Source organism: Acinetobacter legionensis (genome assembly GCF_057165765.1).
Genome location: NZ_CM169896.1, coordinates 4291642 through 4302162, shown reverse-complemented (window position 1 = coordinate 4302162; position 10521 = coordinate 4291642). Strand labels below are relative to the sequence as shown.

Below are 10521 nucleotides of genomic sequence, written 5' to 3'. Positions count from 1 at the left end.
GGAAGATCGAACGGTCTTCCTTTTTCTTGACAACTTTTTAAGAGAGAAAAAATGAAAGCATTTAACAAAAAAATTATGTTCAGTGTATTCAGTGGTCTTGTGATGTCATTGAGTCATGCTGCTGAAATTGAAACATCAAATACCCAAGAAATTCATTTTCCTGAAGTGAAAGATAGTTATCTAAAGCAAGTGAATCGTTATGAATATGATGACGTGGCACGTTTAGATAAAGGTTTAAGCAAAGATCAGATTCGCCATGTTTTGGGAAATCCGCAATTTTCTGAAGGTCTTTTCGCTGTTAAAACTTGGAACTATGTATTGGATGTCCGAGAGCCGAGTTCAAATCAATATAAACGTTGCCAGTTACGCATAGACTTTGATAAGCACTACCGTTCAGAAAATCTATATTGGAAAGGTGAACAATGCCAAGGTCTGATGGCTTGGGGCATCAATAACCAATCCGCGACAGAACAAACGGCTCTATCCTCTACAGGTCAATCAGCCAGTGTTTTATTCTATTTTGATCATTCAGATAAAAGCGGAGTAAAAAATCCTGAAGTGATTAGCAAAATTGCCGATCAAATTAAGCAAACTGATGGGAACAGTAAGATTTTTGTTGCAGGTTATACTGACCGTTTAGGTTCATTTCCGTATAACCAACGTTTATCAGCTGCGAGAGCCAATACCGTTGTAGATTTGTTGAAAAAACAGGGAATTCCTGCTGATCAAATTCAATTTTCAGCAGAAAATAAAACTGACGTGTATCAGAAATGCAATGGGATGAACAAAAAAATTCAATTGGTCGAATGTTTAGCCCCTAATCGCCGAGTAAACATCACTTGGTAAAACTGAAGGCATAATTAAATGAATTCAGTTTGAAAGAAGTTGTTTATTCTTCAAATCGGTTGAGTTTTTATTTTATGCAAACGCCCGATGAATTTCATTGGGCGTTTTAAATTATTCACAGTTATGGTTTATACAATGGTGATTTGTTTTGAAATAAATCATAAACAACCCGATGTGGTCAATTACCAAGTTGACTAATCAAGGAACATCAACAACACACTTTTTAAATAAAGTGTTTAATCAATTTTTTTTGATGAGATGCTTTAAAAAACAATTAACCTATTCACTTAACTTAGCTCTAAAACCTAATTTGAATGTATTGAGTATAAAAATGATGAAGAAGATAGTATTGGCGTTGCTTGGGTTTGGATTTGCTATACAAACACAAGCTTTTGATAAAACTCAGGTGAATTTGGCCAAGGATTTTTGGGGAACTTGGACAGTGTATAATGCGAAGGCCCAATGTACCGAAAGCTATCAATTTACTCAGCCTGACCAATTTACCTACACCACAAAGCAAAAGCGAATGACAGGTGATTTTGCAATATTAAGAAATGAAAATGCTCAGGCTTTGGATGTTTTAGCCTTGAAAGTTAAGTTAGACAACAAAAAAGCCGGTTGTGGTGGCGAGCCTGTAGATTATAGCAATGCTGATATTAGATTAAGTTTAAAATGGGTATCTGCTAAAACAGCTGAGCTGTGTACAGACCGTGAAGGCAAACAATGTACAGGTTTATATTTGATTAAACAGAAATAATCTGTTGAAAAGTGAATTAAGAGGCTTCTTTTGAGGCCTTTTATAAAATAAAATTTAGTGATTTTTATTAAATGATAAATATTTTTTATTAAAAAATAAAAAATTATTCATAGAAGTTTTGTGTCTTATCCAACACGATAGCGTTATATTAAATTCTAATGTTTTATTTATCTATAAAGCTTGTTGGAATATCAATAGACACGTCTTGTTTAAAAAAAGATCATGCTCAAGATCATTGGTTATATGCTAAGTTATAGTATGATGTGTTCATATTTCGACTGATTTATTGTTATATCAGTTTTATTTAGCCAGAGTGAATTGATATTCATTTCAAGCTCAAACAATGTTGGAAATACAAATGCCTGACTATCGTTCAAAAACATCGACACATGGAAGAAATATGGCTGGTGCACGTGGCTTATGGCGTGCAACAGGAATGAAAGATGAAGATTTTGGTAAACCGATTATTGCGGTAGTCAACTCATTTACTCAATTTGTACCTGGTCATGTACATCTAAAAGACTTAGGTCAACTGGTTGCTGAGCAGATTCAAGCAGCGGGTGGTGTGGCAAAAGAATTCAATACGATTGCGGTCGATGATGGTATTGCAATGGGGCATGATGGCATGCTGTATTCATTGCCTTCACGTGATTTGATTGCGGATTCTGTTGAATACATGGTCAATGCGCATTGTGCAGATGCTATGGTGTGTATTTCTAACTGTGACAAAATTACACCAGGAATGCTGATGGCAGCAATGCGTCTGAACATTCCAGTGGTATTTGTGTCTGGTGGGCCAATGGAAGCGGGTAAAGTTAAAATCCGTGGTACAGAACATGCAATTGATTTAGTCGACGCAATGGTGGTTGCCGCTGATGATAGCTTTACCGATGAAGAAGTAAAGGAATATGAGCGTTCAGCTTGTCCAACTTGTGGTTCATGTTCAGGCATGTTTACAGCCAACTCAATGAACTGTTTGACAGAAGCCCTTGGTTTATCATTACCGGGCAATGGTTCAACTTTAGCAACCCATGCAAATCGAAAAAAATTATTCGAAAGAGCGGGTCAATTGATTGTTAAGTTGGCAAAACGTCATTATGAACAAGATGATTACACCATTTTACCACGTTCAATTGCGACCAAAGCATCTTATGAAAATGCAATGATTTTAGATATTGCAATGGGTGGTTCAACTAATACAGTCTTGCATTTATTAGCTGCTGCACATGAAGCAGGTGTTGATTTTACCATGGACGATATTGATCGTTTATCTCGTAAAGTTCCTGTGTTGTGTAAAGTTGCACCGGCAAAACAAGATGTACATATGGAAGACGTACATCGTGCTGGCGGTATCATGTCGATTCTAGGTGAATTAGATCGAGCAGGTTTATTGGATACAACGGTGCATACCGTACATGAAAATACCTTGAAAGATGCCTTAGATAAATGGGACATTATTCGTACAGAGGATCCTGAGGTTTACGAGTTCTTCCGCTCAGCGCCAGGTGGTGTTCCAACTCAAACAGCATTTTCACAAAACCGTTATTATCAAACTTTAGATGGTAACCGTGAAAAAGGCGTGATCCGTAATGCTGAACATGCATTCTCTAAAGACGGTGGCTTAGCTGTACTGTACGGAAACATTGCTGTGGATGGTTGTATTGTAAAAACTGCGGGTGTAGATGATTCGATCCTGAAATTTAATGGTACGGCTCGTGTCTTTGAAAGCCAAGATGCTGCTGTAGATTCAATCCTTGGTCATGAAATCAAAGCTGGTGATGTCGTGGTGATTCGTTATGAAGGTCCACGTGGTGGTCCGGGCATGCAAGAAATGCTTTACCCGACCAGCTATCTAAAATCGAAAGGTTTAGGTAAAGAATGTGCTTTACTTACGGATGGTCGTTTCTCTGGCGGTTCTTCAGGTCTTTCAATTGGCCACGTATCCCCAGAAGCTGCTGAAGGTGGTGTCATTGGATTGGTTGAAGATGGTGATTTGATCGAAATTGATATTCCAAATCGAACGATTAACCTTGCTGTTGATGAAGTAACCTTGGCAGCACGACGTAAAGCTCAAGACGAAAAAGGTTGGCATCCAGCTGAAGAACGTCCACGTAAGGTCTCAAAAGCGTTAAAAGCGTATGCTATGCACACCACTAGTGCATCGAAAGGTGCGGTGCGTGAAATCTAAGCTTTAAAATTAGATTCCAAACAAAATAAAAGCACTCATTGATTGGGTGCTTTTTATTGAATTGATCTAACAATTTAAATTTTATCGAGTTTTGGGATATTGATCATTCAGATTCAAATTGTTATAAGTTTTGTTATGACTGGTTAGAATTAATTTTATCAGCATCACCTGTGAATGAATGGTATGCTTGAGTGAGTTTCAATCAGATTTTCTTTTATTTTTCAGTGCTTATTTCGAGGCTCTACGCATGTCACTGTTACGCCGTTGGTTTGATCCAATCCGATCGAGTTGGTTTTACCAAAAGCCGATTCGTCAAGAGGTGTTATCTACGGAACAGGGACTGAGTATTTATCTGCGTTTAGATGATGTTTATAGCTATCTTGCTGTACAGCAACTCCCCCAATTGGAAGATCTTTTAAGTGATGATTTGAAGCCACTTAAAGTCATTATTTCCAATACCGCAGCAGAACCCCCCAATGGCATGACCATAGAAGAATGGCGCAATTATAGTTTAGAAGATGCCAAAATCTTAGCCAATCAACATCGCTTTAGTTATGATGATGAAAAACCAGAACAACCGACTCAAGAAGCATTACAACAAGCGGAAACAATTCTTAGAAATACACCGTTGACTGGTCAAAATTTCCTTTATTTACTCGAAGATGTATTTCATATGCTGTGGCAGCAGCAGTATGGCAAATTACGCACTTTATTTGTGATGGCGAGTCAGCATCAAAAACCTCAGAATTTTCCAGAACGTATTTTTGGTCAAAGCCCAATTTTAGAAAGCTATTTTGAGTTTGGTGGGCGTAAATATCATGCAGTAGATGATTTATTACGGTTAACTCGTCGTTTAAAACAACAAAAATTATTGATTGATAATCCTATTTTTCTCATCAATCACATTGAATGGCGTGAGCATTTGATGAGTGATGCGGAAGAGCTTGCTGAAATTCAGGCCATGCATCCTGAACTTGATTTATATATTGCCTTAGAAGATCCGATCAGTTGGTTATTATTGGCATATATCAAAGAAGAACTCGCAAATTATTATAATATTCAACTGAATTTATTTCCGCTGAGTTATCACGGTCGGGACTTTTTTGATTGGAGTTTGGCGACCCGTCTTTCCAAGCGTTCAGAAGTAAAATTTACCCCGTTCTGTCGTCCGACCGCAGACAGCACCTTAAATATGGCAAAGATTTATTACAGCGTACCAGAAGAACAACGTGTAGATGTGATGTATGACATTTTACAAGCGGTTTGGACCAAAGGTCGTGATTTATCATTCAAGCCGCATTTACAGCAAATGCAACATGATTTAGGAATTGAAAACCTAACAGATACTGACGTGGAAGCTTTATTAACAGCCAATGATCAGCAATGTGCAGAGAAACATCAGCCTGATTTTCCTGTTTTAGAATTGCGTATTGAAGGAAAGCGTTACGTTTTTAATAGCCTATATCGGGTTTGGATGATTGAAAGTATTTTTAGTAATGTGTTAGAACAGAAGTATAAAGCCGAGAATGAGTTTGAACGCGCTCAACATAATATAGAAGCACAGGATGCAGAAAAAACAGATGATTAAAAAAGAGAAATGTGAATCATTAGAACAAGTACGTGATCGAATCGATCAGTTGGATCAGGAGCTGATTGAACTGATTGCAACCCGTCAATTTTATGTTGATCAAGCTGTCCGATTTAAACGTAATGTAGATGACGTACAGTCTCCAGAGCGTGTACAACAAGTGATTAATAAAGTACGTCAGAAAGCCATAGATGTTGGAACTAACCCTGATTTGGTGGAAATGCTCTATCGGGAAATGATCCAGCATTTTATCCAAAGAGAATTAAAAGAAATTCGTCCATAACGGTGATGTGATTTCAATTTTGCCCATAAAAATATTTATTTTAGAGAACAGTATGAAAAAAATTATTCTAATCTGCATCACAACAATGTTGAGTCAGTATGCACTTGCAGAAAATTGGAAATTTATTGTCAAAGATGCCGATGGTAGCTTTTATTTAGATACCGATCGCATTGTAAAAAAAGACAATACGGTAAATTATTGGGCTAAGTTTGTTGCTGATGCAGACAGTGAAGAACTTGATATGAAAAAAGGTGACTATACACTTTCTCATAATTTAGACCAATGTGCTGATCGTACGACAAATATTACACTGGTTGAAGATTATAAAAAAAATGGTCAATTGATAAATAGCGATCCGCAAGTCTCAGATCCAAGTGATATCGATGATGATGAAATTAATCTGGCATTTTTTAAAGCCGTGTGTAAATAACTTCTAAATTCTTATGTATTTCAATATCTAAAGTACAATTAGCTTTAACGCACTTCAGTCTAAGCTACTTAAAATCCCTTTTATATAAAAGGGATTTTTTATTGATCATTGTTAATTTATGGTCATCATACTATAGCCAAACCACCTAATTATTCATATAAATCATTTGCATCAAGTCATTGATCATAAATGAGCTTATGTTCTTGTATCAACTCTTAGAAACTATTGGTTAGCAATTTGTTTTTTGTACTTTTGAATCATAAATGATTACCCGATCGTGGGGCGACATAGATGTCGCCATTGGATGGAGGTACAGGACGTACCTCTCATCCAACATGAGTAAAAATAAAGCACGGCTTTGTTTGTAGTACAAGGTTTGGTATCCACTACAAAAAGTTAGGCATCACCTACACAAACTTTCCAAGCAAAATGTGGCAATGAACAATCTTTTATAATCAAACAATTTATTTCTCCATTTGGTTGATTTAATTAAAGATATTTATTGAGAGAAATTATATTCTTGTGTATGCGTTTTTTGACAAGTTGACTATATTTTGATTTGGGCATTATCATTTTTGAATTAGTCTTTTATATGCCCCATTCCAATTCTGTATTTGTGATTTTATTGATGACAGATTGATATTCAAATTTTTTACATGCACACCATAATTGCATAAAATCTGAACCAAAATATTGCTTAAAAACCTTATTTTTTTCAAATAATTGTAGTGCTTCAAGCTGATGAGAAGGTAAGAAATGCTGTGAGTTGATCACTTTTACTGGTTGGATTGATTGAGGTAAATCCATTGCTGCATGTAACCCATGCAGTACACCCGTCAGAATAGTTGCAACACACAAATAAGGGTTGACGTCTGCACCCGCAACACGATATTCCAAGCGTTGATTGTCCTGATCTGAACAGGGGATGCGAATGGCAACGTTACGATTATTGAAGCCCCAATTGGCTTCGAGTGGAACATGATTGCCAAGCTGGAATCTGCGGAATGCGTTAATATTGGGTGCTAAAATAGCCATGGATGCGGGCATTAAGTCGAGTAAACCCGCGATCACTTTGTGCATGAACGGGTTTGGGTTTTTCAACTGGTCTATTTTAAAAAGATTGTCTTGCCATTGGTTACGCATGCTCATATGAAAGTGCATGCCACTGCCTGCTTTTGCCATATTTGGTTTCGCCATAAAACTGGCTTTTAAACCATGTTGCATCGCAATTTGACGAATCATTCTTTTAATACTCATGATGTCATCACACAGTTTTAAAATGTTGTCACTGTGCTGAATATTCAATTCAAATTGTCCAGAAGCACTTTCAGCTACAACACCTGTTAAATCAATATCTTGTCGTTTTGCTTCTAATTCAATTTGTTGAATGACAGTTTGAAAATTATGCGGGGTATCGACATCGAAACATTGGGTAGAAAGCGGATCCGATTGGGGAGAAAATGGGGCATCTTGGACATTTTCAGACAAATAAAATTCGATTTCACCTGCCATCATTGGAAAATAGTGCATTTGATGCAGTGTCGATAAAATTCTTTTTAATATATTGCGAGGCTCGATCACACAATCTGAACCATCATCGGATTTCATGGTTAATAGCAGCTGGGCGTGCTGATTGGGTTGATCTGCGCAAGGCTTTAGACTGCCCAAGACGGGCATACATAATCGATCGGGTTCACCAATATATTTCCCAAGCCCACTTTCTTCAACCACTTGACCATCCAAACTCATCGCATAAATAGACAACGGAAAGTAACAGCCTTTCTGCAATTGATGGAGGGCATTTACTTCAATACGCTTACCACGTAGATGACCATTGAGGTCATGCAAGCAGATATCAATAAACTGGGTCTCTGGATAATGTTCTAAATATTGTTGGATTTCTTTGTCAAAATCATACATGCCCTGATTTTCTAAGATCAGTGCTGTGGGGAATATTTTTGTAGAATTGGCAAGTGACATATTCATTGTGAATAGATCCAAATAGGGTAAAAAAATTATAGAAAGCTTGCTTACTCGAGTAACGTAAAATGATCGTAAATTCTTTTCTTAGACGCTTAGCCAAAATACTCAACATCAAGCCTCAATCATTGCTTGAGGCTATATCCTAAAAACAGTGATATTTCAAAGCAAAGCTTTGGCGTAGCATTGCCTCAGAATATTGAGGTAAAACGACATGATGGGATTTGTAATTGGTGTATTTGCAATTGCAGGCATGATTAAAGGCACAATTGGTCTCGGCTTACCTGCCGTTTCAATGGGGCTTTTAAGCCTTGTAATTAGTCCATTTCAAGCCGCAACTTTATTGATCATTCCATCTATGGTGACCAATTTTTGGCAATTGTTTGCTGAAGGCCATGTATGGCGGTTGGTTCGCCGTTTTTATCCCTTATTATTGGGGATTATTATCGGTTCAATTTGGAGTATTTTCCCAACTTTAGGCCACTCTAGTAGCGGTTTTCATAGTGAAGCATTACTGGGGGGAATGCTAGCATTGTATGGACTCTATGGTTTATTTTCCAAACGTATGCCAAATCTTGCACCACATGAAAAATGGCTTTCCCCAATCATTGGATATTTAGGCGGTGCTTTAACTGTTGCCACGGGAGTGGTGGTGATTCCTGTGGTCCCTTATTTACAATCTTTGCAGTTAAAGCGTGATGATTTGGTTCAGTCTTTAGGTCTAGCTTTTACCGTTTCAACCCTGTGCCTTGCTGTTTTCTTACATCAGAATCCTGTTGAAGATACGCCAATTGATTATCAGTTATCTCTTATTGCCTTGGTACCCGCATTAATGGGAATGTGGGTGGGAACAAAAATCCGTTACCGTATTCCAGAGCAAAAATTTCGTAAAGTTTTCTTCTGTGGCTTGGTGATTTTTGGCTTATATTCAGTATTGCATCAATTTGGCGTGATCTAATTCGTGGACTTAAATGGTCGTTTAATGGCTCTGTCTGCAAAGGTGAAGCTATGACCATATTGGGTACACTGAAAAAATTAAAGTAGATGATAATGATTCCGTTAATTTTAAAAATGAATATCAGCGTGGTGCTTAAGTCTTTAACGTGAGTTTGACTTAAAGATATCTTTAATATATTGAAAAACAATGATCTTGATGAAGTCTTACTGAACTGTCATTCAATTTCAGGATCAGCCTGCGGCTCGCCCTAATTTTTTTTCGACATGTGGAGCTAAGCTCCACAAGGGTACCATCTTGCTTAGCCACATCGCTGCTCACCGCAAAATTCGTCAACCACCAGCAATGTATTCAATGAATCGCAGAAACAATACTTTCTGTATGAGATCCTGCCTCAGACAGTTACGGATGACGTTTCCGAGTATCATATTTCATCAAGAATTTTATATCGAATTCAGATTATTTAAACTAAAATCAGTTTCGATTTTTGTGAAATTAAAAATTGGGCAAAGTGTTGATATGCTGTTGGAAGCTCATCAAAGTTTTGAGCAGCCAATTGTAGTTGGCGTTTTGCCCATTCACCGACCAGCTCAATTTGATCAAATGCATAGAGTTGATTGAGTCGCATTGCTGCCCGTTTGGGCATAATGGCAATGCCGACACCACTTGCAACCACTTGAGCGATCGCAGCAAAATTTGGCAATCTTAAGCGATACTGAATTGCACAATTGAACAATTTGGCTTGGTTTTCAATCGATTGCTGTAAAGAGTGATATTGCATTAAACCCACAAAAGCATAGTTCAGTGTATCGACCAGTCTGAGTTCTGATCGCTCGCTTAATTCATGATTTGATGGACAAATCAGCACTAACGGATCATCTGAAAAGGCTAAAGTCTGTAATTGATGTGCATTAAAAAAACTCGAAATTAAGCCGAGTTTTGCATCGCCTTTTTCAATGGTCTGAATAATTTCATTACTTTCAGCTTCTTGTAGATCAATCTGAATATGTGGGTTTTCAACCAAATACTGAGGAAGTAATAAGGGCAGATATTCACTTTGTGCAGATGAATTACACCACAAAGTCATCTGTGTACTTAGACCTTTTGCGAAGGGTGACATCGCTTGTTCAAGCTGTTTACTTTGTTGTATTAGACGTAAAGCCTGTTCTGCAAAAGTTTGACCTGCAATTGTGAGTTTGACCCCAGAGGCATGGCGGGTAAAAAGACTTGCGGCATATTGTTGTTCGAGTTTTTTAATACGTTCACTGGCTGCCTGTAGTGAAATCGACGAGCGTTCTGCGCCTTTGGTGAGGCTCCCTGTGTCCACGATATTGATAAATAGTTGCAAATCGAAGAAGTCTAGGCGCATGCGAATCATTAAGAGCTGAAATGAGATCAAAGTATAGCTGAATAATCATACAAATATGCGATATCGTGTAGATTGTTTCAGAGATGAGTAGGACGAGATTTAAATTGAAATAATGAATGAAGGCT

The 10521-nt window shown here is 37.6% G+C and carries 9 protein-coding genes; 7 read left to right on the top strand and 2 right to left on the bottom strand.

The annotated features are described in order from the left end of the window. Positions 1 to 51 precede the first annotated feature (51 nt). The 6 genes from tpgA (at position 52) to AC2G3J_RS19735 (ending at position 6092) form a co-directional block, all read left to right on the top strand. On the top strand, positions 52 to 846 hold the full coding sequence (tpgA, locus tag AC2G3J_RS19760; protein ID WP_483770476.1) for a trimeric autotransporter adhesin/peptidogylcan-associated protein TpgA: 795 nt from the start codon (positions 52 to 54) through the stop codon (positions 844 to 846). Between the two features lie 331 nt (positions 847 to 1177). After that, complete coding sequence (locus AC2G3J_RS19755; RefSeq protein ID WP_336952576.1) at positions 1178 to 1603, top strand: hypothetical protein; 426 nt, start codon at positions 1178 to 1180, stop codon at positions 1601 to 1603. A gap of 358 nt (positions 1604 to 1961) precedes the next feature. Then, complete coding sequence (gene ilvD / locus AC2G3J_RS19750; RefSeq protein ID WP_419326899.1) at positions 1962 to 3791, top strand: dihydroxy-acid dehydratase; 1830 nt, start codon at positions 1962 to 1964, stop codon at positions 3789 to 3791. 247 nt (positions 3792 to 4038) lie between these two features. Further along, positions 4039 to 5379: a hypothetical protein gene (locus tag AC2G3J_RS19745; protein WP_419326900.1), complete on the top strand. Its 1341-nt coding sequence runs from the start codon at positions 4039 to 4041 to the stop codon at positions 5377 to 5379. After that, positions 5372 to 5662 (top strand): chorismate mutase, encoded by a 291-nt coding sequence (locus AC2G3J_RS19740; RefSeq protein ID WP_016539541.1) that lies wholly within the window; start codon positions 5372 to 5374, stop codon positions 5660 to 5662. Before AC2G3J_RS19745 ends, AC2G3J_RS19740 begins: the two co-directional genes overlap by 8 nt. Positions 5663 to 5714: 52 nt before the next feature. Continuing rightward, a complete protein-coding gene (locus AC2G3J_RS19735) occupies positions 5715 to 6092 on the top strand; it encodes a surface-adhesin E family protein (protein ID WP_336952573.1) in 378 nt (125 codons plus the stop codon). Between the two features lie 588 nt (positions 6093 to 6680). On the opposite strand, the gene AC2G3J_RS19730 is transcribed toward AC2G3J_RS19735, so the two are convergent. Further along, positions 6681 to 8078 carry a glutamine synthetase family protein gene (locus tag AC2G3J_RS19730; protein WP_483770475.1) on the bottom strand — a complete coding sequence of 466 codons (1398 nt, stop codon included), beginning with the start codon at positions 8076 to 8078 and terminating at the stop codon, positions 6681 to 6683. Between the two features lie 208 nt (positions 8079 to 8286). Here AC2G3J_RS19730 and AC2G3J_RS19725 point away from each other — a divergent pair, with 208 nt between their 5' ends. Further along, positions 8287 to 9030 carry a sulfite exporter TauE/SafE family protein gene (locus tag AC2G3J_RS19725; RefSeq protein ID WP_336952571.1) on the top strand — a complete coding sequence of 248 codons (744 nt, stop codon included), beginning with the start codon at positions 8287 to 8289 and terminating at the stop codon, positions 9028 to 9030. A 460-nt stretch (positions 9031 to 9490) separates the two neighbouring features. On the opposite strand, the gene AC2G3J_RS19720 is transcribed toward AC2G3J_RS19725, so the two are convergent. After that, on the bottom strand, positions 9491 to 10396 hold the full coding sequence (locus tag AC2G3J_RS19720; RefSeq protein ID WP_419326902.1) for a LysR family transcriptional regulator: 906 nt from the start codon (positions 10394 to 10396) through the stop codon (positions 9491 to 9493). Positions 10397 to 10521: the final 125 nt, after the last annotated feature.

What these genes read in the sequence shown, in the direction of transcription:
- AC2G3J_RS19730 (WP_483770475.1), bottom strand. Translation starts at nt 8,078, where the DNA reads ATGAATATGTCACTTGCCAATTCTACAAAAATATTCCCCACAGCACTG.
- AC2G3J_RS19755 (WP_336952576.1), top strand. Translation starts at nt 1,178, where the DNA reads ATGATGAAGAAGATAGTATTGGCGTTGCTTGGGTTTGGATTTGCTATA.
- AC2G3J_RS19740 (WP_016539541.1), top strand. Translation starts at nt 5,372, where the DNA reads ATGATTAAAAAAGAGAAATGTGAATCATTAGAACAAGTACGTGATCGA.
- tpgA (WP_483770476.1), top strand. Translation starts at nt 52, where the DNA reads ATGAAAGCATTTAACAAAAAAATTATGTTCAGTGTATTCAGTGGTCTT.
- AC2G3J_RS19725 (WP_336952571.1), top strand. Translation starts at nt 8,287, where the DNA reads ATGATGGGATTTGTAATTGGTGTATTTGCAATTGCAGGCATGATTAAA.
- AC2G3J_RS19720 (WP_419326902.1), bottom strand. Translation starts at nt 10,396, where the DNA reads ATGCGCCTAGACTTCTTCGATTTGCAACTATTTATCAATATCGTGGAC.
- AC2G3J_RS19745 (WP_419326900.1), top strand. Translation starts at nt 4,039, where the DNA reads ATGTCACTGTTACGCCGTTGGTTTGATCCAATCCGATCGAGTTGGTTT.
- ilvD (WP_419326899.1), top strand. Translation starts at nt 1,962, where the DNA reads ATGCCTGACTATCGTTCAAAAACATCGACACATGGAAGAAATATGGCT.
- AC2G3J_RS19735 (WP_336952573.1), top strand. Translation starts at nt 5,715, where the DNA reads ATGAAAAAAATTATTCTAATCTGCATCACAACAATGTTGAGTCAGTAT.